General features: G+C 68.3%; 21 protein-coding genes. 17 read left to right on the forward strand and 4 right to left on the reverse strand.

The window, feature by feature from the left end; genetic code table 11:
- Window positions 1-56 precede the first annotated feature (56 nt).
- Together RS85_RS06160 and def are read left to right on the forward strand one after the other, a co-directional pair.
- Window positions 57-2,030 (forward strand): MinD/ParA family ATP-binding protein, encoded by a 1,974-nt coding sequence (locus RS85_RS06160; RefSeq protein ID WP_046012564.1) that lies wholly within the window; start codon window positions 57-59, stop codon window positions 2,028-2,030.
- Window positions 2,030-2,521 carry a peptide deformylase gene (def, locus tag RS85_RS06165; RefSeq protein WP_046012565.1) on the forward strand — a complete coding sequence of 164 codons (492 nt, stop codon included), beginning with the start codon at window positions 2,030-2,032 and terminating at the stop codon, window positions 2,519-2,521. Before RS85_RS06160 ends, def begins: the two co-directional genes overlap by 1 nt.
- A 102-nt stretch (window positions 2,522-2,623) precedes the next feature.
- On the opposite strand, the gene RS85_RS06170 is transcribed toward def, so the two are convergent.
- Window positions 2,624-4,456: an AMP-dependent synthetase/ligase gene (locus RS85_RS06170; protein WP_046012566.1), complete on the reverse strand. Its 1,833-nt coding sequence runs from the start codon at window positions 4,454-4,456 to the stop codon at window positions 2,624-2,626.
- Between the two features lie 151 nt (window positions 4,457-4,607).
- On the opposite strand from RS85_RS06170, the gene RS85_RS06175 reads away from it, so the two are divergent.
- Both RS85_RS06175 and RS85_RS06180 read left to right on the forward strand, forming a co-directional pair.
- Window positions 4,608-5,306, forward strand: coding sequence for a lysophospholipid acyltransferase family protein (locus RS85_RS06175; RefSeq protein ID WP_046012661.1), 699 nt, complete (start codon window positions 4,608-4,610; stop codon window positions 5,304-5,306).
- Window positions 5,307-5,343: 37 nt separating this feature from the next.
- Window positions 5,344-6,684 (forward strand): class II 3-deoxy-7-phosphoheptulonate synthase, encoded by a 1,341-nt coding sequence (locus RS85_RS06180; protein ID WP_046012567.1) that lies wholly within the window; start codon window positions 5,344-5,346, stop codon window positions 6,682-6,684.
- Window positions 6,685-6,775: 91 nt separating this feature from the next.
- Here the strand turns inward: RS85_RS06180 and pknB are convergent, their stop codons facing one another.
- Both pknB and RS85_RS06190 read right to left on the reverse strand, forming a co-directional pair.
- Entirely contained in the window at window positions 6,776-8,707 is a 1,932-nt protein-coding gene (pknB, locus tag RS85_RS06185) for a Stk1 family PASTA domain-containing Ser/Thr kinase (protein WP_046012568.1), read from the reverse strand.
- A gap of 78 nt (window positions 8,708-8,785) precedes the next feature.
- Window positions 8,786-9,919 carry a LysM peptidoglycan-binding domain-containing protein gene (locus RS85_RS06190; protein WP_082087520.1) on the reverse strand — a complete coding sequence of 378 codons (1,134 nt, stop codon included), beginning with the start codon at window positions 9,917-9,919 and terminating at the stop codon, window positions 8,786-8,788.
- A gap of 167 nt (window positions 9,920-10,086) precedes the next feature.
- On the opposite strand from RS85_RS06190, the gene RS85_RS06195 reads away from it, so the two are divergent.
- On the forward strand, window positions 10,087-10,446 hold the full coding sequence (locus tag RS85_RS06195) for an Rv2175c family DNA-binding protein (RefSeq protein ID WP_442921927.1): 360 nt from the start codon (window positions 10,087-10,089) through the stop codon (window positions 10,444-10,446).
- A gap of 60 nt (window positions 10,447-10,506) precedes the next feature.
- On the opposite strand, the gene RS85_RS06200 is transcribed toward RS85_RS06195, so the two are convergent.
- Window positions 10,507-11,595, reverse strand: a complete 1,089-nt coding sequence (locus RS85_RS06200; RefSeq protein WP_046012664.1) for a polyprenyl synthetase family protein — start codon at window positions 11,593-11,595, stop codon at window positions 10,507-10,509.
- Between the two features lie 97 nt (window positions 11,596-11,692).
- On the opposite strand from RS85_RS06200, the gene RS85_RS06205 reads away from it, so the two are divergent.
- From RS85_RS06205 to RS85_RS06260, 12 genes are all read left to right on the forward strand, one after another.
- Window positions 11,693-12,067 carry a DUF3040 domain-containing protein gene (locus RS85_RS06205; protein ID WP_046012569.1) on the forward strand — a complete coding sequence of 125 codons (375 nt, stop codon included), beginning with the start codon at window positions 11,693-11,695 and terminating at the stop codon, window positions 12,065-12,067.
- A 259-nt stretch (window positions 12,068-12,326) separates the two neighbouring features.
- Window positions 12,327-12,758 (forward strand): division/cell wall cluster transcriptional repressor MraZ, encoded by a 432-nt coding sequence (mraZ, locus tag RS85_RS06210; protein ID WP_028501511.1) that lies wholly within the window; start codon window positions 12,327-12,329, stop codon window positions 12,756-12,758.
- 102 nt (window positions 12,759-12,860) lie between these two features.
- Entirely contained in the window at window positions 12,861-13,799 is a 939-nt protein-coding gene (gene rsmH, locus RS85_RS06215) for a 16S rRNA (cytosine(1402)-N(4))-methyltransferase RsmH (protein WP_046012570.1), read from the forward strand.
- Entirely contained in the window at window positions 13,796-14,356 is a 561-nt protein-coding gene (locus RS85_RS06220; protein ID WP_046012571.1) for a hypothetical protein, read from the forward strand. Before rsmH ends, RS85_RS06220 begins: the two co-directional genes overlap by 4 nt.
- Window positions 14,357-14,389: 33 nt before the next feature.
- On the forward strand, window positions 14,390-16,159 hold the full coding sequence (locus RS85_RS06225) for a peptidoglycan D,D-transpeptidase FtsI family protein (RefSeq protein WP_046012572.1): 1,770 nt from the start codon (window positions 14,390-14,392) through the stop codon (window positions 16,157-16,159).
- 27 nt (window positions 16,160-16,186) lie between these two features.
- Window positions 16,187-17,599 carry a UDP-N-acetylmuramoyl-tripeptide--D-alanyl-D-alanine ligase gene (locus tag RS85_RS06230; RefSeq protein ID WP_046012573.1) on the forward strand — a complete coding sequence of 471 codons (1,413 nt, stop codon included), beginning with the start codon at window positions 16,187-16,189 and terminating at the stop codon, window positions 17,597-17,599.
- Window positions 17,596-18,702, forward strand: coding sequence for a phospho-N-acetylmuramoyl-pentapeptide-transferase (mraY, locus tag RS85_RS06235; protein WP_046012574.1), 1,107 nt, complete (start codon window positions 17,596-17,598; stop codon window positions 18,700-18,702). The genes RS85_RS06230 and mraY overlap by 4 nt, the downstream gene beginning before the upstream one ends.
- Window positions 18,692-20,227, forward strand: coding sequence for a UDP-N-acetylmuramoyl-L-alanine--D-glutamate ligase (murD, locus tag RS85_RS06240; protein ID WP_046012575.1), 1,536 nt, complete (start codon window positions 18,692-18,694; stop codon window positions 20,225-20,227). The genes mraY and murD overlap by 11 nt, the downstream gene beginning before the upstream one ends.
- Window positions 20,196-21,401: a putative lipid II flippase FtsW gene (ftsW, locus tag RS85_RS06245; protein WP_046012576.1), complete on the forward strand. Its 1,206-nt coding sequence runs from the start codon at window positions 20,196-20,198 to the stop codon at window positions 21,399-21,401. Before murD ends, ftsW begins: the two co-directional genes overlap by 32 nt.
- Window positions 21,398-22,474, forward strand: a complete 1,077-nt coding sequence (locus tag RS85_RS06250) for a UDP-N-acetylglucosamine--N-acetylmuramyl-(pentapeptide) pyrophosphoryl-undecaprenol N-acetylglucosamine transferase (protein ID WP_046012577.1) — start codon at window positions 21,398-21,400, stop codon at window positions 22,472-22,474. Before ftsW ends, RS85_RS06250 begins: the two co-directional genes overlap by 4 nt.
- Before the next feature lie 39 nt (window positions 22,475-22,513).
- Window positions 22,514-23,914 carry a UDP-N-acetylmuramate--L-alanine ligase gene (gene murC, locus RS85_RS06255; RefSeq protein WP_046012578.1) on the forward strand — a complete coding sequence of 467 codons (1,401 nt, stop codon included), beginning with the start codon at window positions 22,514-22,516 and terminating at the stop codon, window positions 23,912-23,914.
- Between the two features lie 2 nt (window positions 23,915-23,916).
- Window positions 23,917-24,852: an FtsQ-type POTRA domain-containing protein gene (locus tag RS85_RS06260; protein ID WP_046012579.1), complete on the forward strand. Its 936-nt coding sequence runs from the start codon at window positions 23,917-23,919 to the stop codon at window positions 24,850-24,852.
- The last annotated feature ends 41 nt before the right edge of the window (window positions 24,853-24,893 follow it).

Consider the following 24,893-nt stretch of genomic DNA (forward strand, 5'->3'; position numbering starts at 1 on the left):
GCGGGCGAGGGCCGCGCATTGCGCTCCCGAGGCCCGCGCAGGCTTGGAGTGACATCGTGACCCCGAAGAACACCACTGACCCTGAGGAGAATCCGCTGGGGGTGCTCGACGACGCCGGTTCCCCGGACACGGCGAGCATCAGCATCCTCGGCGGAACCGCTCAGGTCAGCGTGACCCTGCCCATCGCCGAGGACGACGATCTCGATGACGAGGGCGTCGTCGAGGGCGAGGTCGTCGGCGACCTCATCATCGACGAGCTGCCCGCCGTCGCCGCGAGGACCGCCGCACCGCGGTCGATCGCGGAGTCGGGGCAGCTGCCGCCGGGCGTGTTGAAGGCTCCGATGCCGGCGAAGGTCATCTCTGACAAGCCGGGTTCGCCCCCGCGCCGCGACATCGGGATCGACATCGGACCCATCGTGATCGAAGAGCCCGAGGCACCAGAGCCTGTCGTGAAGAGCACGGAGCCGGACGACGTCGTGCACGAGGCCGAGCTCGAGGAGGCCGAGCTCGAGGAGGCCGAGCTCGAGGAGGACTTCGAGCCGGAGCCCGATCTCGAGCCGATCGCGCACGCATCGGAAGCCGTGACGGACGCGCGCGTTGAGCGCGAGCGTGAGCCCGAGGTCGAGCCTGACCTTGAGGCTGAGCCCGAGCCTGAGCCTGAGCCTGAGCCTGAGCCTGAGCCCGAGCCCGAGCCCGAGCCCGAGCCCGAGCCCGAGGTTGAGCTTGATGCCGAGGCTGAGGTCGAGCCGGAGCCCGACCCCGAGCCTGCCCCGGTTCCGGAGGTTCCCGCCGCCGTCGAGCCGGAATCCGTGCCCGCCGGACTCGCCGCAGAGCGGCCGGACGCCGCGCGGAAGCACGCCGAAACGGCTGAAGCTGCTGCTCGGTTCCTCGCCCGAGCGACCGCCGACTCCGATTCCGCGCTCGTCGCACCCGCACCCGCCCCTGCGCGCCCGCGCGCCGTGAAGGAGACCGAACCCGTGTCCACTCCCGACGAGAAGTCCGTCGTCCCGCAGCCCACGCGGGCATCCGCCCGCACGGACGTGACGCTCACCTCGAAGCGTCTGGATGAACTGGGCGAGTCCTCGCGCGAGTCCGCCGACCTGCTCACCGCAGACCGGCTGCTCGATCCTCACCGCCGCACGAAGCCGGAGCCCGAAGGGGCGTGGAGCCACTTCCTGTACACCGTTTCCGGCCACCGCATCAACATCGGTGACGGACGACGGGCTCGCGAGCGGAAGGCCCTGAGCGCACGGATCGCCGCACCGCTCGTGGGTGGCGCTCGGTTCGTCCCCGTGCTTTCCCGCAAAGGCGGCGTGGGCAAGACGACGATCACCGCGCTGCTCGGGATGGCGCTGGCCGATGCACGTGAGGATCGCGTGATCGCCGTCGACGCGAATCCCGACCGTGGCACGCTGGCAGAGCGCATAGTCCGTCCGCACCACAACAAGTCGGTCCGTGATCTGGTTCGGATCCACGACGACGTGCGGGGATACCACGACATCTCGGCGATCGTGGCGCGTGACGCCACCCGCCTCGACGTGCTCGCGTCTGATGCCGACCCCCGAATCGCCGAGGCCTTCAGCGACAGCGACTACCGGGACGTCGCCGGAGTCGCCGCGCACTACTACTCGCTCGTGCTGACGGACACCGGCACCGGGATCGTTCACTCCGTCATGTCGGCGACGCTCGACCTCGCGGATCAGATCGTCATCGTCTCGGGACTGAGCGTCGATGAGGCGCGGCTGGCGTCGGAGACGCTCACCTGGCTCGAGACGAACGGGTACGCCGACCAGGCGCGCGAGGCGATCGTCGTGCTCAACCAGTCGAACCCCGGCGCGCCGCTCGTTCGGCTGAACGAGTTGCAGACGCACTTCGCGACCCGTGCCAAGAGCGTCATCAGGATGCCGTACGACCCGCAGATCGCCGGAGGCGGAACGATCGTCTTCGCGAACCTCTTGCCTGAGACGCGGATCGCCGCGCGCGAACTCGCCGCGCTCCTGGTCGAGGGCCTCCGGGCGAAGGCCGCCTGATGACAGTGCGCGAGATCCGTATCTTCGGCGACCCCGTCCTTCGCACGGCGTGCGCGCCGATCGAGGAGATCGACGAGGGCGTGCGGGCACTCGTCGCCGACCTCGTCGACACGGTGGAGCTCCCCGGTCGCGCCGGTGTGGCGGCCCCGCAGATCGGCGTCGCCGTCCGCGCCTTCAGTTTCAACATCGACGGCGATGTCGGCTACGTGCTCAACCCGGTGCTCACCGAGGTTCGCGGAGAACCGGCGCCGACCGGCGAGGGCTGCCTGTCCGTCCCCGGTCTCTGGCATGACGCGCAGCGTCACCCCTGGGCCCGTGTCGAGGGCATCGATCTCGACGGGAACTCCGTCGTGCTCGAGGGAGAGGGCCTTCTCGCGCAGGCGCTGCAGCACGAGACCGATCACCTCGACGGCAGGCTCTTCCTCTCGCGCCTCGATCCCGAGACGCGCAAGCAGGCCATGCGCGAGGTCCGCGAGAGCTCCTGGTTCTGACCGATCTTCCTTGCCGACCGGCCCCTTTCTCGTCGAACGGCCCCCTTGCACACGTGCGCAAGGGGGCCGTTCGCGTCGAAGGGGGCCGGTCGACCCGGCCGGTCAGCCGCCGATCGGTACGTTCGTCGTGGAGACCGGCTCATCGTAGATCGCAGAGATCTCATCGGCGAAGTCGCTCATGATGACGTTGCGCTTGATGGACAGCTTCGGCGTCAGGTGTCCGGACGCTTCCGTCCACTCCGAATCGAGGATGGTGAACTTGCGGATCGACTCGGCGCGCGAGACCCGGGCGTTCGCGCCGTCGACCGCCCGTTGCACCTCGGCGCGGACCGCATCGCTCCGGGAGGCCTGTTCGAGCGACATCTTCGCGTCGAGCCCATTGTTGGCGAGCCACGTCGGGAGCATCTCGGTGTCGAGAGTCATGAGCGCCGAGATGAAGGGACGCTGGTCTCCGACGACGACGACCTGACCGATGATCGGATTCGCGCGGATCGGGTCCTCGAGCGCCGCCGGTGCGACGTTCTTGCCGCCGGCGGTGACGATGATCTCCTTCTTGCGGCCCGTGATCGTGAGGAAGCCCTCGGAGTCGAAGCTGCCGATGTCGCCGGTGCGGAACCAGCCGCCGTCGCTGAAGGCCTCGGCGGTGGCCTCCGGGTTGTTCCAGTACTCCTTGAAGACGTTGACGCCGCGGACTTCGATCTCGCCGTCTTCGCCGAGGCGCACGCCGACACCGGGCAGCGCAGGACCGACTGTCCCGATCTTCGACTTGTCAGCCAGGTTCACGGTCGCCGGCGCCGTCGTCTCGGTGAGGCCGTACCCTTCGAGGATCACGACGCCGAGGCTGTGGAAGAAGTGGCCGAGACGCGGGCCCAGCGGCGCGGAACCGGAGACCGCGTAGACGACGTTGCCGCCCATCGCCGCCCGGAGCTTGCTGTAGACCAGCTTGTTGAAGAGGGCGAACTTGAGCTTCATCCCGAACGGGATCTTCTTGCCCTCTTCGAGCAGCTTGGAGTGCTCGATCGCCACATCGGCGGCGGCGCGGAAGATCTTGCCCTTGCCGCCGGCCTCGGCCTTCTGCTCGGCGGAGTTGTAGACCTTCTCGAACACGCGTGGGACGGCGAGGAGGAAGGTGGGCTTGAACGAGCCGAGTGCGGGGAGCAGCTGGCGCGTGTCGGGCTGATGCCCGGTGCGGACACCCGCGTGGATGTCGAGGATCGAGATGAACCGGGCGAACACGTGCGCGGTGGTGATGAACAGCAGCGTCGAAGCGCCAGGCGTCTCCACGACAGCGTTCAGCGCCTTCGCCGAGTTGCGAGTGAGCTCGACGAAGTTGCTGTGGGTGAGCACGCAGCCCTTCGGCCGGCCGGTGGATCCGGACGTGTAGATGAGCGTCGCGATATCGGAGCCGACCGCGAGGTTCCGGCGCCGCTCGATCTCGGCATCCGTCACCGCCGCACCCTGGGCGGTGAGCGTGTCGATCGCACCGAGGTGCAACTGCCAGATCTCGCGGACCAGCGGCACGTCGCTGCGGATCTCGTCGACGCGCGCGAAGTGCTCGGGCGATTCGACGATGAGGGCGATCGCGCCGGAGTCCTCGAGGATCCACTGGATCTGGGAGGGGGAGCTGGTCTCGTAGATCGGCACCATGACGGCGCCGGCGTAGAAGAGCGCGAAGTCGACGAGAGTCCACTCGTACGTAGTGCGGGCGAGGAAGCCGACCTTCTCGCCGGGCTGGATGCCGGCGGCGGCGAAGCCCTTCGCCAAGGCGACCACGGCCGTCTGGAAGTCGGCGGCGGAGATGTCGCGCCAGCCGTCGCCCGCCGGAACGGAGAAGAGGGCGCGATCGGGTGTCGCAGCGACGCGCTGGAAGAGCAGGTCCGAGACGTTCGCGTCGGGGTCAGCGGGGACGATCGCGGGGACTTCAAACTGGACCACGGCAGCTCCTTCGGTACCGGTCGGGCAGGTGTATGACTTGAGTCTAGAGCATGACACCGCGTCGCAGCTCGGGTGAAACTCAGTCGCGATCCGGGCGTCCGGGTGAAGAACGCCGGAGCGGATGCCGAGCGCGGCGCTAGACTTCACCTCGATGTTCTACTGGCTGATGAAGTACGTCGTGATCGGCCCCGTGGTCAAGGCGATCTTCCGCCCCTGGATCGTGGGTCGCAGCAACGTGCCCACGAACGGTGCCGCGATCCTCGCGAGCAACCATCTCTCCTTCGCCGATTCCATCTTCCTGCCGCTGGTGATCGACCGTCCGATGTCGTTCCTCGCCAAGAGCGATTACTTCACGGGCCGAGGCATCAAGGGCGTCGCCACCAAGTTCTTCATGAAGGCGACCGGGCAGATCCCTATCGATCGCTCCGGTGGCAAGGCCTCCGAGGCGTCGTTGAACACCGGGCTCCAGGTGCTCGGCGGGGGAGACCTCCTCGGGATCTACCCCGAGGGCACGCGCAGCCCCGACGGCAAGCTCTATCGCGGGCGTACCGGCATCGCGCGGATGGCGCTCGAGGCCAAGGTGCCGGTGGTGCCCGTGATCATGGTCGACACCGACACGGCCATGCCGATCGGCCGCCGTGTCCCGCGCGTCATGCGTGTCGGAATCGTCATCGGGGAGCCGCTCGACTTCTCCCGCTACGCCGGGATGGAGAACGACCGGTACATCCTCCGCTCGGTCACCGACGAGATCATGGTGGCCCTTCATCGTCTGGGTCAGCAGGAGTACGAAGACGTCTATGCGTCTACCGTCAAGGACCGTCTACCCTCCCGCGTCACACAGGCCTCCTAGAGCGTCTCGGCTGCACGCCGACCACTAGGCTTGAGGCATGCTCCCGCACCACATCGACGCCCTTGATGCATGGCGCTCGCTTCCCATCAAGCAGCAGCCGCAGTGGCCCGACGCGGACCGCGTCGCCGACGTCTCCCGGCAGATCGCCTCGCTTCCCCCGCTGGTCTTCGCCGGAGAGGTCGACAACCTCCGCGAGCGTCTGGCGCGTGCGGCATCCGGGCAGGCATTCCTGCTCCAGGGGGGCGACTGCGCCGAGACCTTCGCCGGAGCGACCGCCGAGCAGATCCGCAATCGCATCAAGACGGTGCTGCAGATGGCCGTCGTGCTCACCTACGGAGCGTCCATGCCCATCGTGAAGATGGGGCGCATGGCCGGGCAGTTCGCCAAGCCGCGATCGAGCGACTCGGAGACGCGCGGCGACGTCACGCTGCCCGCCTACCGAGGCGACATCGTCAACGGCTACGACTTCACCGAGGGCTCCCGTCGGGCCGATCCCGGCCGGCTGCTGCAGGGCTACCACACGGCGGTCTCCACCCTGAACCTCATCCGCGCCTTCACGCAGGGTGGCTTCGCCGATCTCCGCGAGGTGCACTCGTGGAACAAGGGCTTCGCACAGAACCCGGCCAATCAGCGTTACGAGCGCATGGCGGCGGAGATCGACCGCGCCATCAAGTTCATGGAGGCCGCGGGCGCCGATTTCGACGAACTGAAGCGAGTCGAGTTCTTCACGGGCCACGAGGGCCTGCTGATGGACTACGAGCGCCCGATGACTCGCATCGATTCGCGGACAGACACTCCGTACAACACCTCCGCCCACTTCCTCTGGATCGGCGAGCGCACGCGCGATCTCGACGGGGCGCACGTCGACTACTTCTCGAAGATCCGCAATCCCATCGGCGTCAAGCTCGGGCCGACGACCTCGCCCGACACAGCCCTCGCATTGATCGACAAGCTCGACCCGGAGCGCGAGCCCGGGCGGCTGACGTTCATCACGCGTATGGGCGCCGGCAAGATCCGCGATGCTCTGCCGCCGCTGCTCGAGGCCGTGCGCGATTCGGGGGCGCAGCCGCTCTGGGTCACCGATCCCATGCACGGGAACGGCATCACGACGCCGACCGGCTACAAGACGCGTCGATTCGATGACGTCGTCGACGAGGTGCGCGGCTTCTTCGAGGCGCACCGCGCCGTGGGCACGTTCCCCGGCGGCATCCACGTAGAGCTCACCGGAGACGATGTCACGGAGTGCCTCGGAGGTTCGGAGCAGATCGACGAGGCCGCTCTCGCGACGCGCTACGAGAGCCTGTGCGACCCGCGCCTGAACCATATGCAGTCGCTCGAACTCGCCTTCCTCGTCGCAGAGGAGCTCGAGAAGCGCTGAGCATCGGGAATGGAGAACCCGCCCTCACCGTCGATCGGGAGGGCGGGTTCTGCGTTGTCGGGCGCGGTGAGGCGTATCACGACGAGGGCGATCACCCGGCGGCGAACACGCGAACTTCGCTTCCCCGCACGCGCGCCTGCCCGGCCTCCGGATCGGTGCGCGTCGCGGTGAAGATGTCCCAGACGAGTTCCGGCGCGGCGGTTACCGGCTTGAACCCGGCATCCTGCAGTCTCGCCACGGCGTCCCGGATGGAGATGCCGGACACGTCGGGGATCTCGATGGGCTCGGGCCCGATCGAGACGATCAGTCGAACCTCGTCACCCGGGCGCCAGTTGCCCTCTTGGGCGCGGTCCGCGAAGCCGATGACGCGCCCCTCGGCGATCGAGTCGCTGTACTGCTCGATGCGCTCATCCGCGACGTTGAGTCCCTTGTCGGTCAGCGCCTGGGTCGCCTGCTGCACCGAGGTGTCGGTGACGTCGGGCAGCTGTCCCAGCGACACGAAGAAGTCGACGGTGTCCGCCTCGAACAGTTCGCATCCGCCGCCGCATTCGTACTTGTCGCCACCCGCGCGAGGTGCGACGTAGGCATTGATCACGACGCCTGCCGCGGCATCCGAGAACAGTTCGAGCTTCTCGTCCGCGACGGTGACATTCAGGGAGTCGAGGTACGCACGGGCCTCGTCCTCGGTCTTGCCGTTGAGTGCTTCGACGGTGTGCGGCCGTGGTCCGAGGGAGATCAGGACGGTCACCTCCGCGCCCTTGTCGAGCCGGTCGCCGGCCTGAGGGTCGGTGCGGATGGCCACATCCCTCTCGACGTCGATCGAGTACTCCTCACCGCGGACCGGGGCGAGACCCTCGGCAGTAAGGGTTTCGGCCGCCTGGTCGTACGTCGACCCTGCGACGTCGGGCACCGCGATCAGCGACCCCGGTCCCGAACCGAACCACCAACCGACGCCTCCGGCGAGGACCGCCAGCAGCAGCACGAATGCGAGCAGGAATGCTCCGCGGGCACGACGACGCGACGCGCGGCGACGCAGGATCGTCGCGTTGTCGATCGTCTGCGGGGCGGGTCCCGTCGGGTCCGCGATCACGATCGTGCTCGGCATCACCTTGGTCAGATCGCCCGAGTCGCCTTGGCTGCGCTGCGACATCGTCGCTGCGGCGACCGCGGGTGCTATGCCGAGCTCGCGCTCGATCTCGCGCAGACGGTCAAGCATCTGCTGGGCGTCGTCGGGGCGCTCGTCCGGCGACTTCTCGGTCGCCCAGAGCACGAGCTCGTCGAGTGGATCGGGAACGCCGGGGTTGCGGACGCTCGGTCGGGGGACCGATTCGGTGGCGTGCTGGAAGGCGATCTGCATGGGCTGCTCGCCCTTGTACGGCTGTTCCCCGACGAGCATCTCGTAGAGCATGATGCCGAGCGCGTAGATGTCACTGCGCGCATCGGCTGTGCCGCGGGTCACGAGCTCCGGCGCGAGATACGCGATCGTCCCGAGCAGCTGCTGCCCGGTCGCAGTGTTCGCGGTCGTCGCTCTGGCGAGTCCGAAATCGCCGATCTTGATCCGGCCGTCCTCAGCGAGGAGTACGTTCTCGGGCTTCACATCACGGTGCACGATCCCGGCGCGGTGCGCGGCGGAGAGCCCGGCGAGGATCGCATCCATGATCGTGATGGTCTGCGGGATCGTGAGCCTCTTCTGCTCGCGCAACAGCTCGCGCAGCGTGATGCCCGGCAGATACTCCATGACCAGGTAGGCGAGCTCACCGTCCTGGCCCTGATCGAAGACATTGACCACGTGCGGGTCCGCGAGGCGGGCGGCGGCCCGTGCCTCCTGGATGAAGCGGCTCTGGAAGGCCGAATCGTCGCTGAGGTGCGCGTGCATGACCTTGAGCGCGATGCGGCGTTCGAGGCGGAGGTCGGTGGCCACGTAGACCGTGGCCATGCCGCCGCGGGCGATCCGGGCCCGCACGCGGTAGCGACCGTCGACAAGCCGCCCGATGAGGGGGTCGGCCTGATGATTGGTCGTCACGTCAGAATTCTATGGAGGACTGCCTGAAAGAGAGGGGAACGGCGCACCCCTGAGGGCTGTGGGTTTTCCTCGTGCGGCTCAGCCGTGGAGCGCGAGCCAGCTGTACGCCTGTGCTTCCCACTGGCCGTACTTGTCGGGATAGGCGGAGATCTGCACGGCCTGAGCCGCGTCGGTGAACGCCATGCTCTCCCAGCCGGGGATGTCGAGGAGGCCGCGCGTCATGTGCCCGTTCGGGTCACTCGGACCGCCGTAGAACACGCGCGTGCTGCGATCCGCGTCCATGATCTGTTCCGGAGCCCCCCAGCCCGTGCTCGGACGCTGCTGGAAGATGCCGAGCGAGTCGCGGTCGCCCCAGTCGAGATTGCGCAGACCGGACTCGACCATGCCCGTGGCCAGAGCGATCGCGATTGCGCGGTCCGAGACGCCCAGCTCGCGCCCGATGCGGATGATGAGCGCCGCATTCGCGGCCTGCTCCGCGTCGAGCGTCGATGTCGCGGCAGCGGGCGCCGCCGCAGGTGCTGCTGCCGGTGCCGCCACCGCGCCCTGTACGCCGATGGTCTGGCCGGGGTAGATGATCGACGACGCATCGAGACCGTTCAGAGCGAAGAGCGCTGGGGTCGTGGTCCCGTACTTCTGCGCGATCCCGAAGAGAGTGTCTCCGGCGACGACGGTGTGGGTCGCGGTGACGGCCGGGGCGACGGCGGTCACGGGTGCTGCCGCCGGGGCGACCGCGACCGGGGTGGCTGCGCCGGACACCGCGAGAGTCTGCCCCGGGTAGATCACCGAGGCGCGGGTCAGGCCGTTCGCGGCGAATACCGCGTCGACGGTGGTCCCGTACTTCTGCGCGATCGCATAGATCGTGTCGCCGGCGACCACGGCATGCACGGTCGCCGCAGGGGCGGCCGGTGCTGCCGCGGACGTAGCGGCCGCGACGATGGGTGCCTGAAGGATCAGAGTCTGGCCGGGATAGATGACCGAGCGCCAGGAGAGGCCGTTCCAGACCAGCACGTCGGCCGTGCGGAGACCGAAGCGCGAGGCGATCGCCGAGATGGTGTCACCGGGCTGCACCGCGTAGTTCGCCGGTGGAACCTGGGCGGGCACGAGGCGGAGCGGCGTCGAACGTTGACGCTCGACGGCATTCGGCGCGGTCGCCGCCTCCGCCGGTGCGGTCAGGAGCGTTCCGGCCAGCGCGCCGATCACGGCGGCGGGCATGCCGAGCTGAAGATATCGCGTGCGACGCGTGGCGTTGTCGAGTCCCAAGGGTCCCCCTTTTCGAGCACCTCACGTTGACACGGAAGTAAACGGAAGTCAACTGGAGTGACAGAAGTGAAGGATGTGACTGGAGTGCCGACATGCGGCATCCGATCGGAGGTGAGATAGTGGGCAGCGTGTCTGAGAACGTTGTGGAAACCCCTGCCGTCGAGTGGCTGACCATGCCCGACCTCGTCGAGGCGCTGGACCTGCCGCTGGGTCGAGTGCGCCGCCTGATCGATGAGCACTACCTCGTCGGCTCTCGACGCACCGGCGTCTTCGCGGTTCCGGCGGCCTTCGTCGTGGACGGGCAGCCGCTCAGTTCCCTGCGCGGCACGATCATCGTGCTGCAGGATGCCGGCTTCACCGACGACGAGCTCATCGACTGGCTGTTCGAGGAGGAGGAGAGCCTCGGACGTTCGCCGATCGCCGCACTCCTCGCCGGTCACAAGAGCGCGGTCCGCCGACTCGCTCGCACGCTCGCCTGACCGGAATTCCGGCGCAGGCGTGCTCCCGTCCAGGACGTGCGCAGTAGCAGGACCGCCGTCTCAGGACGAGCGCATCGTGGCTGCACGTGCCAGATCGCGCAGCTCGCCGACGGAAGCATTGTCCAGGCGTGCTCCCGAGAGCGCGCGGTCGGCTTTGCGCGCGTAGTCGGAGATCATCGCTTCGACGCGCTCCAGAGCGCCGGACCCGGCGATCGTCGCCTGCAGGAACGACACCTGCTGGGCCGTCAGCTCGGGGTCGCCGAGCATCTCATCCAGCAAGTTGCGGGCGGAGGGGTCGAGGGCTTCACGCGTGAGCGCGACGAGCACTGTCCGCTTGCCCTCGCGCAGATCGTCGCCCGCGGGCTTTCCGGTGACGGAGGCATCGCCGAAGACTCCCAACACGTCATCGCGCAGCTGGAACGCCATGCCGATCGGATGTCCGAAGTTCCGCAGCGCTGCCATCTGGTCCTCCGCGGCGCCGGCCAGAGCGCCGCCCAGCACGAGCGGCTGCTCGATGCTGTATCGGGCGGACTTGAGGGAGACCACGCGCAGGGCACGTTCGGCATGGAGCGTCCCGTCGTTCACGCTCCATGCCGACTCCTCCGCGATGTCGAGGAACTGCCCGGTCGTGACGTCGCGCCGCATCCTGGCGTACTCCGCCCGCACCGCCCGCGCATTGTCATGCTGATCCAGTGCGGACTCCAACAGATCGTCGCTCCACGCGACGAGCAGGTCGCCGAGGAGAACGGCCGCGGCGCGGCCGAAGGACTCCGCGTCACCCGACCACCCGGCATCCCGGTGCGATGTCTCGAGGGCTCGGTGCGCGGCAGGCCGACCCCGGCGGGTGTCGGAGTTGTCGATCAGATCGTCGTGGACCAGCGCCGCGGACTGGAAGATCTCCAGCGCCGCGCACGTGTCCCAGAGTGCATCGGCCTCGACGGCGTCGCGGTCGCGGAACCGGGCGACGGCTCGCCAGCCGGCGTGGCAGAAGCGCGCGCGGAGGCGCTTGCCGCCCGTGAGCGTCGCGGCGGCGGCCTCGAGGAATGCGGCGGCCTCGAGTCCGTAGCCCTGAGACTCGGTGCGCGTGGAAGAGAGGAAGAGATCCAGTCGAGCGGCGACCTCGTCGGGCACGGGTGAAGGGGACGGCACGACTCCCAGCATACGTAAAGCAATGAGGGCTCGATCGGCTAGCCTCCGACGCCCGGTCGCGCGTATATTGGAAAGGACAATACCCGAGGGGGACGAAATGCCACTCTCCGAACAGGAGCAGCGTCTGCTCGACGAGATGGAGCGCCATCTCCTCCACAACGACGCCGACGTCGTGAGCGCGCCGAGCGGCGATCGCACACTGAGCTACCGCAACCTCGTCTACGGCGCGTTGCTGCTCCTCGCGGGAGTCGGCGGCCTCGTGGCCGGAGTCATCATCGGTGACGTCTGGGGCATCGTGGTCGGCGTCGTGGGCTTCGCGGCCATGCTCGCCGGAGTCATGGTCGCCGTGACTCCCGTGCGTCGATCGACGACCGTTCCGCCGCGTGAGCGTTCCACCCCGAAGCAGCCGAGTTCGGCCTCGTTCATGGATCGTATGAACGATCGCTGGGACCGCCGCCAAGACGGTCACTGACCCTACCTCGACCACCCTTCCCTGAAGCCCGGATGCTGAGCATCCGGGCTTCACTGCGTTAACACTCGACGTCCGCCCCTCGCCGCTGCGGCCCTCCACTCCTGCTCCACCTTTGTTCACCGCGGATTTCCGCGGTTTCTTCGTGTTCTCTGCGCACTCCGCGCCGGCAGTCGGCGGATTGATCGTAGGTTTGTGGAGGAAAGTGGAGTAAAGTGGGGCACACCTCGAAGTTGGCCGGACGAAGAGGGGGTGATGGCCGATGTTGCTGGGAACGCATTCTCCGAAACTGGACGACAAAGGACGGGTCATCCTTCCTGCGAAGTTCCGCGAAGACCTCGGCGGCGGCATCGTCGTCACCCGCGGTCAGGAACGCTGCCTCTACGTCTTCAGCACGGCCGAGTTCGAGGCGATGCACGAGCGGATCCGTCAGGCTCCGCTCGCGAACAAGCAGGCGCGTGACTTCATGCGACTGTTCCTCTCCGGAGCAAGTGCGGAGATGCCCGACAGCCAGAACCGCATCACCATCCCCGTCCACCTGCGTCAGTACGCGGGACTGCAGAAAGAGCTCATCGTCACCGGAGTCGGCGCACACGCCGAGATCTGGGATGCCGAGAGCTGGAACGCCTACCTCGCCGCCGGTGAGGAGACCTACTCCGATCTCGAGCAGGAGGTGATTCCGGGACTCTTCTGACCACGGCTGTGATGCCCCGCCGCTCCCGCCCCGACACACTTCCCCGGTGCCGGGTCGAGAAGCGGAGGGGGATCAGAGCCGAAGGTCACCCCGAGAAAGATCATGAACCTCCGCGATATCCACACCCCCGTCCTGCTCGACCGCTGCGTCGAGCTGCTCGCTCCCGCCCTCCAGAACGACGGTGCGGTCCTCGTCGACGCCACCCTCGGAATGGGCGGCCACTCAGAGGCACTTCTCGAGAGGTTCCCGCATATCCGGCTGGTCGGACTCGACCGTGACACGGACGCGCTGCGCATCGCGGGGGAGCGGCTGGCCCGGTTCCGTGACCGCATCACGCTCGTCCACACCGTCTACGACGAGATCGGTCTCCACGCCCAGGGCGCTGCCGGCATCCTCTTCGATCTCGGTGTCTCGTCCCTGCAGCTCGACGAGGCGGATCGCGGTTTCGCGTATTCGAAGGACGCTCCTCTCGACATGCGGATGGACCAGACCGACGGCGTCACCGCCGCCGACGTCATCGCCACGTACAGCGAGGGCAACCTGCGCCGCATCTTCGAGCGCTACGGCGAGGAGAAACTGGCAGGCCGATATGCGCGCTTCATCATCGAGGCGCGGCAGAAGACGCCGATCACCCGCTCGGGTGAACTCGTGGAGATCCTCCAGGCCGCGACCCCCGCGGCGGCCCAGCGCGCCGGGCATCCTGCGAAGCGGGTCTTCCAGGCGCTGCGCATCGAGGTCAACACTGAGCTCAATGTCCTCGCCGACGCGATCCCTTCCGCGATGGACGCGCTGAGTGTCAACGGTCGCATCGTGGTCATGTCGTACCAGTCTCTCGAGGATCGCCTCGTCAAGCAGGCGTTCGCCGCGGCATCCGCCTCCACCGCCCCAGCCGGGCTGCCGGTCGAGCTCCCCGAACATGCTCCGCGGTTCCGCATCCTGACGAAGGGCGCGGAGCTCGCCGACGATGACGAGCGGGCACGAAACCCGCGAGCGATCCCGGTGCGCCTGCGCGCCGCAGAGAAGTTGCGAGAGAGCGCATGAGCCTGAACGCCACCGTACGCAAGCCCGTACAGCCCGCCGCTCCGACGCGAGCGCCGCAACGGCGGCTGCAGCCGGTCACCAGCCCGGCCGTACGCCGCAAGCCGAAGCTCGCCTACGCGCTGATCGCCCTCGGTGGAGCCCTCGCGATCGGAGCCGCGCAGATCGCGCTGTCACTGGCGATCACCCAGGACTCGTTTGCGCTGGCCGAACTCTCCTCGCAGCAGCGCGACCTGAACCTTCGGACGCACGCCCTCCAGGAGGAGCTGACGGGGCTGAGCTCCCCGCAGGCGCTGGCGACGGGTGCAGCGGGACTCGGAATGGTGGTCGCCGGATCGCCGTCCTACCTGCGTCTCAGTGACGGCGCGGTGTTCGGCACGGGGACGGGCGCCGCCGGGACGTCGACGGTCGATCCCCGCAGCGCCGGCGCTGTCGGCAACGCGCTGATCGCGGTCACGCCGCCCGAGACACCGGTCGTGGAGGACGGCACCGCCGCACCGACCACGCAGGAGCTTCCGCCCGCGATCACCGACGGGCTTCCCAGCCCGACGACCCGCTGAGCCTCGACCACACGGATCGAACGGAGAGATCGCATGACGACAAGAGCCACTCGCGGCCCGAGGCGACGCACGGTCGTCGCGCTCGCCGTCATCCTCACGGTGCTGGCGACCTTCGTGGTCCGTCTGGTCGACATCCAGGTCGTGAGGGCTGATGAACATGTCTCGGACTCCCTGAAGCTCATGGGTGAAGGCTCCGAGATCCAAGGCCGACGCGGGTCGATCGTCGATGCGAACGGTACCGTTCTCGCCTCCAGCATCCTGGTCTACGACGCGCAGCTCAGCCCTCGGGTCATCATGCTCCTCGAGGAGCAGGACCCGAAACTGCCCTGGGCGGAGGCCTCGGAGAAGATTGCTGCCATCACCGGACAGACCGGCGAAGAGGTGCGCAAGATCGTCTCGGACGCTCTCGCCCAGAACCCGGACAGCCAATACGCGGAACTGAAGAAGGGCCTGACGACCGAACAGTACATCGCGCTCCGAGACCTCGGTCTTTCGTCCTACCTGTCCATGCCGTCCCGGGAGACGCGGGTCTACCCGAACGGTGCCGTCGCCGGCAATGTCCTCGGCTTCCTCGACAGCTCCGGCGAAGCTCAAGCCGGCATCGAGAAGCTCGAGCAGGAATGCCTCGCGCCGGTCAACGGTGAGGTGTCCTACCGCAAGGGCAAGGACGGTGTCGTGATCCCGGGGAGCGAGCGCACCGTGGACGCCGTGAACGGCGGGAGCGTGCAGCTCACCATCAACAGCGACCTGAACTGGTACCTGCAGCAGATGATCGCCGAGGAGGCGCAGGAGCAGGGCGCCAAGGGAGGCACCGTCACGGTCGTCGAGGTCAAGACAGGGAAGATTCGCGCCGCCGCCGAGTGGCCGGCGATGGACCCGAACGACCTGAACTCCTCGACCCCGGAGACGCGGTACAGCCAGATCTTCCTCAAAGACTTCGAACCGGGGTCCACCTTCAAGGCCATCACGGCCGCGGCGGCGATCGAGGGCGCGGGCTTGACCCCGCTGAGCACTGTGAGCGCCTCGTCTCGCGAGACCTTCCCGAACGGCGCCGTCATCAACGACTCGTTCAACCACCCCGCATACAACTACACGCTCGCAGGGGGCTTGATCGACTCCTCCAACGTGGCGCTGTCGAAGTTCGGCACGACGGTCAGCCCCGAGGTGCGCTACGACTACCTGCAGAGGTTCGGTGTCGGCGAGAAGACGCTCGGCTTCCCGGCCGAGGTCGGCGGCATCCTCCACCCGGTGAGCAAATGGGACAACCAGTCGCTCTACACGACGACCTTCGGCCAGTACTTCACAGTGACCGCGCCGCAGCTCGCCGGCGCGTACCAGGCGATCGCCAACGGCGGCGAGAAGATCGATCTCTCGCTGATCGAGTCGTGCACGGGTGCAGACGGCAGCGTCGTCACACCGGATGCACCGGCTCACGAGCAGGTCGTCGCCGAGAAGACGGCCGCCGAGTTGACGCGGATGCTGGAGAACGTCGCCGTCCAGGGCGGCAACGCCGACCGCATCCAGGTTCCCGGCTACCGGGTGACCAGCAAGACCGGTACGGCACAGGTCCCCGACGGCAACGGCGGCTACAAGAACGGCGTCTACTACACCAGCATGGTGGGCTTCGCGCCGGTGGACGACCCGCAGTACGTGATCGTGGTCACCCTCGACGAGCCGACTAAGGTTGTATCGTCCGCGGCCACCGCATCCGCCTTCCAGAAGGCAGTGACGCAGGTGATGAAGTCATATCGCGTGATGCCGTCCACCATCCCCATGGACGAGCTGCTTCCCAAATTCGGATAGACGGCGAGAGCCGCGCCTGGAGATGACATGATCGCCCTGACGCTCGCTGAGATCGCCGCCGCAGTCGGTGGTGAACTGCGCGTCGCCGGAGAGGACACGGCGGAGACGGTCGTCGAGGGCCTCGTCGACACGGACTCGCGCACGATGGGCCCCGGATCGATCTTCGTGGCGAAGCCCGGAGCGGAGACGGACGGACACCGATTCGTCGCCGCCGCCCGGGAAGCCGGTGCCGCGCTCGCGATCGTCGAGCACGTCGTGGATGCTCCGATCTCACAGATCATCGTGCCCGGCGCTGTGGCTGCCCTCGGTGACCTGGCTCGGGAGGTCGTCGCGCGCGTCCGCTCGAGGGGCGATCTCCGCGTCGTCGGCATCACCGGCTCGAACGGCAAGACCACCACGAAGAACTTCCTCGCGCGCATCCTCGCCGACGAGGGCGAGACCATTGCGCCGGTGAAGTCCTTCAACAACGAGGTGGGAGCCCCGGTCACCATGCTGCGCGTGACCTACGGCACGCGATTCCTCGTCAGCGAGTTCGGCGCCGCGGCGCCGGGCAGCATCGCCCGCCTCGCGGGTCTCGTCGAGCCCGACATCGCGGTCGTGCTGATGGTGGGCATGGCCCATGCAGGGGGCTTCGGCGGCATCGAAGAGACCGCGAAGGCGAAGTCCGAGCTGGTCGTCGCCGCGAAGGCCTCGGGTACCGCCGTGCTCAACATCGACGATTCCCGCGTCGCCGCGATGCAGGAGATCGCGACCTCGCGCGGAATGCGCGTCGTCGGCTTCGGGCAGGGCACCGCCGCCGACGTACGCGCACACGACCTCGTCGTGACGGCATCCGGGACGACCTGCGAGATCGAGGCCGGGGACGAGCGCATCCCGCTGCGCCTGCGCGTCCTCGGCGCGCACCTCATCACGAACGCACTGGCGGCGATCGCCGCGGCCGGCGTGCTCGGCGTACGCCTCGCGGACGCCGTCGCGCGTCTCGAGACCGTCGAGATCGCCGAGCGCTGGCGGATGCAGCCGATGGGCAACGATCGCGTGCGCATCATCAACGACGCCTACAACGCCAGCCCCGATTCGATGGCCGCGGCGCTCCGGACGCTCGCGCAGATCACCGGCCCCGAGGAGCGCACGGTCGCGGTGCTCGGAGCGATGAGCGAACTGGGCGAGTCCGCGGGCGAGGAGCACGACCGGATCGGCCTCCTCGCCGTGCGGCTGAACATCCAGCGGATCGTGGTCGTCGGTCCCGAGGCGAGGCGCCTCTATCTCTCGGCCGTCGGCGAGGGATCCTGGGACAGCGAGGCCGTGCATCTGCCCGATCAGGACGCCGCCTTCGAGTACCTCCGCTCCGAGTTGCGCGACGGAGATCGCGTGCTCGTGAAGTCATCCAATTCCGTGGGCCTCCGGCATCTCGGCGATCGTCTGGGAGAATTGTTCTCGTGAGGTCTCTCATCATGGCGGCGGCGATCTCGCTCGCCTTCACCCTGTTCCTGACTCCCGTCTTCCTTCGGCTCTTCCGGAAGTGGGGATGGGGGCAGGTCATCCGCACCCCCGAGGCCATCGAGAACCCCAACCACGAGGCGAAGCGCGGCACCCCCACGATGGGCGGCGTCATCTTCATCGCCGGCTCCATCGTCGGATACTTCACCGGGGTGTTCGTCAGCGGTGAGGTGCCCGCGCTGTCGGCGTTGCTGGTGATCTGGCTGATGGTCGGATTCGGCGCGGTCGGCTTCATCGACGACTACATGAAGGTGCGCAGCCAGCGCAGCCTGGGGTTGTCCGGGTGGCGGAAGATCATCGGACAGCTGCTCGTCATCATCCCGTTCGGCATCGTCGCGCTCAACTTCCCGAACAAGTTCGGACAGACGCCGGCCAGCGCGTCGATCTCGCTGTTCCGTGACATCACCTGGCTCGACCTCTTCGCTTTCGGTGTCATCCTCGGCTGGGTCCTGTATCTTACGTGGATCGCGATCATCGGCGTCGCGACGTCGAACAGCGTGAACCTCACCGACGGACTCGACGGCCTCGCCGCAGGCGCCGGAGTCATCGTCGTCGCCGCGTACAGCCTCATCGCGTTCTGGCAGTTCAAGCAGCCCTGTATCGGCGGCGATCCGGGTGCGCTCGGCGGATGCTATGAGGTACGGGATCCGTTCAACCTCGCCATCATCGCGGCTTCGTTCGCGGCCGGACTGGTCGGCTTCCTCTGGTGGAACGCGCCGAAGGCCAAGGTCTTCATGGGCGACGTCGGATCGATGGCGATCGGCGGTGTGATCACCGCGATGGCGATCCTCACCCGCACCGAGCTGCTGCTCCTCGTGATCGCGGGTGTGTTCGTGCTCTCCTCCGGCTCCGTGATCCTGCAGCGCGCCTACTTCAAGATCACGCGCGGCAAGCGGCTCTTCCTGATGAGTCCTTTCCATCATCACCTGGAGATGCGCGGCTGGTCCGAGATCACGATCGTTGTGCGGATGTGGATCATCGCCGGTCTTCTCGCGGTTTCCGCCGTCGGCCTGTTCTACGTGGAATGGCTGACGCGTGTCGGCTGATCGGCTGCGCACCCTGACCAGCTGGAACGCGGACTGGCAGGGGCTGCGGGCAGCGGTGCTCGGCCTGTCGATGACCGGCTTCTCGGTGGCCGACACCCTCTCCGAGCTCGGAGCCGAGGTGCTCGTCCTCAGCGAATCGGCGGAGGAGGAGTACGAGCGACTGCTGCCGGTGATCGGCGCGAGACTCGAGCTGACTTCACTGGCCGAGGTTCCGTCTGCGCTCGTGGACTTCGCTCCCGAGGTCGTGATCGCCTCGCCGGGCTTCTCGCCGTCGCATCCGCTCATCCGCTGGGCGCAGGAAGCCGGAATCCCGATCTGGGGAGACATCGAGCTCGCCTGGCGCGTCCGCGACAAGGAGCTCCGCGCCGACGGCACCCCCGCCGACTGGGTGCTCATCACCGGCACGAACGGCAAGACCACGACGACGCAGCTGACGGCATCGCTGCTCGTCGCGGGCGGGCGTCGAGCCGCCCCGTGCGGGAACATCGGCGTGCCGGTGCTCGACGCGGTGCGCGACCCGAGCGGATTCGACGTGCTCGTGGTCGAGCTCTCCAGCCACCAGCTCTGGTACCTCGGTCAGTCGCGGACCGAGGGCGAGCTGTATCCGTATGCCTCGGTCTGCCTCAACCTCGCCGACGATCACCTCGTCTGGCACGGGAGCGCTGCGGCCTACCGGGATGCGAAGGCGGTCGTCTATCGCAACACCCGAGTCGCGTGCGTCTACAACAAGGCGGATGCCGCGACGCGGCTGATGGTCGAGGAGGCGGAGGTGGTCGAGGGGGCCCGCGCCATCGGCTTCGACCTCGGCATCCCCGGCCCGAGCGACCTCGGCATCGTGGAAGGGCTGGTCGTGGACCGTGCCTTCCTCGATGACCGCTCGCGCAGCGCACTCGAGCTGACGACCGTCGCCGATCTCGACCGCGCAGGTCTCGCCGCGCCTCACATCGTGCAGAACATCCTCGCCGCGAGTGCCCTCGCGCGCTCTCTGGGCGTGGAGCCCGAGGCGATCCACACGGCGCTGCAGGACTTCCACCTCGATGCCCACCGCATCCAGGTCGTCGCACGCCACGGAGGCGTCGTGTGGGTGGACGACTCGAAGGCAACGAATCCGCACGCGGCGGCATCCTCGCTGCGCGCATACCCGGGCGCGGTCTGGATCGTCGGGGGAGATCTGAAGGGCGTCGACATCGCCGATCTCGTCGCCGACGTCGGCTCGACCGCCCGCGCCGCGGTCGTGATCGGGGTCGAACGCGCCGAGGTCGTCGCGGCATTCCGACGACACGCGCCCGTGGTCCCGGTGTTCGAGGTCGATGCTGGCGAGACTGGACTCGTCATGAACCGTGTCGTGGAGATCGCCGCGGGGATCGTCGGCGACGAGGGCACAGTTCTGCTGGCCCCGGCGGCGGCATCCTTCGACCAGTTCTCCAGCTATACGGATCGCGGACACCGCTTCGCCGAGGCGGTGCGGGACTGGATCGACAGGGGGAGCGCCGATGACGCAGGTATCCCGCCCTCCGCGGTCTGAGTCCGGGGGACTCGCAGCCAGGGTCTCGCTCGGGCGCCGGTTCACCCCGGTGTCGACGGAGTTCCTCCTCATCGCGTCCACCGCTCTGCTGCTGACGCTCTTCGGCCTCGTCATGGTGCTGTCCGCGACCAGTGCGACGGCGGTCGCCGAGGGCGCGAGCCCGATGGACGGCGTGCTCCGTCAGGGCGTGTTCGCGCTGCTCGGCATCCCGCTGATGTTCCTCATCAGTCGTCTGCCGATCGCTTTCCTCAAGAAGATGGCCTGGCCGGCGCTGTTCGGGGCCGTGGCGCTCCAGATGCTCGTGTTCACCCCGCTCGGCATCGCCGACGGCGGAAACAGGAACTGGATCAAGATCGCCGGCTTCACCCTTCAGCCGTCCGAATTCCTCAAGCTCGCCCTCGCGCTGTGGATCGCGGCCGTGCTGCTGCGCAAGCGCACCATGCTCGGCACCTGGCATCACGTCTTCATCCCGGTGATCCCGGTCGGCGCCCTCGCGATCGGCACGGTGCTGGCGGGCAAGGACCTCGGTACCGCGATGGTGCTGGTCCTCGTGCTGCTGGGTTGCCTGTTCTTCTCCGGGGTGAAGCTCCGATTGTTCATCATCCCGCTCATCCTCGGCATCTTGGCAGTTCTGTGGTACGCGCTCTCCAGCCCGGACCGGATGCGACGCATCACGGCGACGTGCGACGACATGTCGCTCTACTACTCCGACTGCTACCAGTCGATCCACGGCATGTGGGGCATGGCCTCCGGAGGCGTGTTCGGGCTCGGCCTCGGCAACTCGCAGGAGAAATACGGGTGGCTCCCTGCCGCCGGCAACGACTTCATCTTCGCGATCGTGGGGGAGGAGCTGGGCCTGATCGGGTGCATCGTGGTGCTGGCCCTGTTCACGTTCTTCACCGTCGGCGCATTCCACATCATCCGGAAGACGCCGGACCCCTTCATCCGTGTCGCGGCCGGCGGCATCACGGTCTGGATCGTCGGTCAGGCGGTGCTGAACATCGGCGTCGTGATCGGCGTCTTCCCCGTGATGGGAGTGCCCCTCCCTTTCATGTCGCAGGGCGGCACGGCGCTGCTGGCGGTCCTGATCGCCTGCGGCGTGCTGCTCGCGTTCGCTCGTACCCTGCCCGCCGAGGAGAAGGCCCCAGCCGCAGCGGGTAGGGTCACCAGGTGACTTCGTACCTCCTCGCCGGCGGCGGCACCGCCGGGCATGTGAACCCCCTGCTCGCCGTCGCCGATGCGCTGCGCGAGCGCGACGCGGCGGCATCCGTCCTCGTGCTCGGAACCGCCGAAGGGCTGGAGTCCCGGCTCGTCCCGGAGCGCGGATACGAGCTGCTCATCGTCGACAAGGTGCCCTTCCCTCGACGGCCGAACCGCCAGGCGGTCGCTTTCCTCTCGCGTTTCCGCCGTGCCATCGCGCAGGTGCGGGCGCACATCCGCCGACACGACGTCGACGTCGTCGTCGGGTTCGGCGGCTACGCCTCGGCCCCCGCGTATGTCGCCGCGCGCCGTGAGCGCGTCCCGTTCGTCGTCCACGAGGCCAACGCCAAGCCGGGGCTCGCCAATGTGCTGGGCGCGCGCGGCGCTGCCGGTGTCGGGGTGGCGTTCGCCGGCACCCCTCTCCGCGGCAGCGAGGTCGTCGGTATGCCGCTGCGACGCGAGGTGATCGCCCTCGACCGGACGGCGACCCGCGCCGAGGCCGCGGCCCACTTCGGGCTGGATGCTGACCGACCTGTCCTGCTCGTCTTCGGCGGATCCCTCGGCGCGCAGCGGCTCAACGAGGCGATGGCAGACTCCTGGGGCGACATCCTCGCCGCGGGCTGGCAGCTGCTGCACGTGACGGGCGAGCGCAGCGACATGGTCGATCCCGAGGTGCCCGGCTACGCCATGCGGCGTTACGTCGACCGGATGGATCTCGCCTTCGCCCTCGCCGACCTGATCGTCTCCCGCTCCGGCTCGGCGACGGTCAGCGAGATCAGCGCGCTCGGCATCCCCGCGCTCTACGTGCCGTACTCGGTGGGCAACGGCGAGCAGCGGCTCAACGCTGCGTCGGCGGTGACCGCCGGTGCGGCGCAGCTGCTGGACGACGCGACTTTCGACGGTGACGCCGTACGACGGTTCGTCCTGCCGTTGCTCGGTGACCGCGAGCGCGTGAAGCAGATGGCCGAGGCCGCGCAGAAGGTCGGCACCCGCACCGGCACCGAGAACGTGATCGCCCTGATCGACCGCGCACTCGGCGCTGCCTGAGCCGTCGAGACGCCCGAGCAAAAGTAGACTGAGACCGACATGATCAGACCCGACCTCTCCCTCCCGATCCCCGAGACGATCACCTCCGCGCACTTCATCGGCGTCGGTGGTTCCGGCATGAGCGGCCTCGCGAGGATGTTCCTCGACGCCGGCATCCGCGTCTCCGGCACCGATCGCGCCGACAGCGACAACCTGCGCGCTCTCGCCGCCGCCGGGGCGACGGTTCACGTCGGCCACGACGCGTCGTACCTCGGCGACGCCGACACCGTCGTGCACACCGGAGCCATCTGGCCGGAGAACCCCGAGTTCGTGACGGCGAAGGAGCGCGGGCTGCACGTCATCCACCGCTCGCAGGCGCTGCACTGGCTGATCGGGTCACGCCGACTCGTGTCCGTGGCCGGTGCCCACGGCAAGACGACGTCCACGGGCATGATCGTGACGGCCCTTCGTGAGCTCGGCGCCGATCCGCACTTCGTGAACGGCGGCGTGATCGAGCAGCTCGGCACCTCCAGTGCGACGGGCACGGGCGACCTGTTCGTGATCGAGGCCGACGAATCCGACGGGACCTTCCTGCTCTACGACACCGCGGTCGCCCTCATCACCAACGTCGACCCCGACCACCTGGACCACTACGGTTCGGACGAGGCGTTCCACGAGGCGTTCGTGCGGTTCGCGGACGCCGCTTCCGAGGCGGTCGTGATCTCGAGCGACGACCCCGGCGCTCTGCGTGTCGGCGCGGGCCTCACTCATAACAACGTCATCACCTTCGGACAGGCCGAGGATGCCGATCTGCGGGTGACCGACATCGTGGCCGCCGGACCGGTCGCTGCCACCCTGACCCACGGCGGCGAGAGCGTGCGCATGCAGCTGGCGGTACCCGGCGTGCACAACGCGATCAACGCGGCCGGCGCCGTCGCGGTCCTGCGGGCCCTCGGTCACCCCCTGGCCGAAGCGGTGCGCGCGGTCGAGGGTTTCGCGGGCACCGTCCGCCGACTGGAGCAGCACGGTGTGGAGCGCGGCGTCACGGTGTACGACGACTACTCCCATCACCCGACCGAGGTCCGCGCCGCTCTCGAGGCCATGCGCAGCATCGCCGGCTCGGGCCGGATCATCGCGATCCAGCAGCCGCACACGTACTCGCGCACGCAGCACATGTACCAGGAGTTCGCCGATGTGCTCGAGGAGTTCGCGGACCACACCGTGATGCTCGACGTCTACGGCGCCCGCGAGGACCCGGTGCCCGGCGTCACCGGAGAATTGGTCAGCGACGCGTTCCGCGACCAGCAGCACGTGCACTATGTGCCGGACTGGCAGCAGGCGGCCGACTACACCGCGACCGTCGCGCAGGACGGCGACTTCGTCGTCACCCTCGGGTGCGGCAACGTGTATCAGATCATCCCGCAGGTGCTGGAGTCGCTCCGCCGGACCGACGAGGCGTAGTCGTGCGCCGTCCCGCACCTCTTCCGACCGCCCCGGAGGGCAAGGGGCAGAAGGATGCCGCGCCGGAGCGGACGACCCCCCCTCGGCGAGGAGAACGAGCGGATGGCGAGCCTGTAGACGTCACCGAGGTCGTTGCCGGCCCCGCCGCGGCGTCGGAGCCGGCAGGCGACGAGACCGCGCAGCCGACGTCGACGCGCGACGTCTGGCGGGCCGCGCGCGCCCGGCGCGGGGCTCTGCGCGCCGAGATCCGCAGGTTCACTCAGCGCTCCCGGCGGCGGAGGATCGTATGGCTCAGCAGCATCGGTGCCGTCATCCTCCTGATCGGGGGAAGCGTCGCTGCGGCGTACAGCCCGCTCTTCGCCGTCGAGAAGATCACGGTGGCCGGTGCGACCAGTCTCGACGCCACGGCGATCGAAGCCGCCCTCGCGGACCAGCTCGGCACGCCGCTGGCGCTGGTGGACACGAGTGAGGTCAAGGCCGCTCTGCTCGCCTTCCCGCTCATCGAGACCTACGCTCTCGAGGCGCGGCCGCCGCACGACCTCACGGTGCGCATCGTCGAGCGCACGCCCGTCGGCGTCATCCGATCGGATGCCGGTTACACGCTGGTGGATGCCGCGGGTGTGGCACTCGCCACGACCTCGGACCAGCCCGACGGCCAGCCGCTGATCGACGCGGAGGGCGGCGTGGATTCGACGGCGTTCGAGAGCGCCGGCCTCGTCGTGCGCGCGCTGCCCGCCGACGTCCGTGCGGCGCTCACCGGTGTCACCGCGACGACGGCGGACGACGTGACCCTCACGCTCAGCACCGGTCTGACCGTCGTGTGGGGAAGTGCGGAGGAATCCGGGCTGAAGGCGATCGCGCTGTCTCGGGCGATGGGCTTGAACCCTGGAGCGACGTCGATCGACGTCACTTCGCCCGAAGTCGCCGTCATCGGCTGACGGGTTTCGACGGGAATGGCGCGACACGCCCGTGTCGCTGC

Source organism: Microbacterium sp. SA39, assembly GCF_000967865.1.
In the GTDB taxonomy this organism is placed as follows: domain Bacteria; phylum Actinomycetota; class Actinomycetes; order Actinomycetales; family Microbacteriaceae; genus Microbacterium.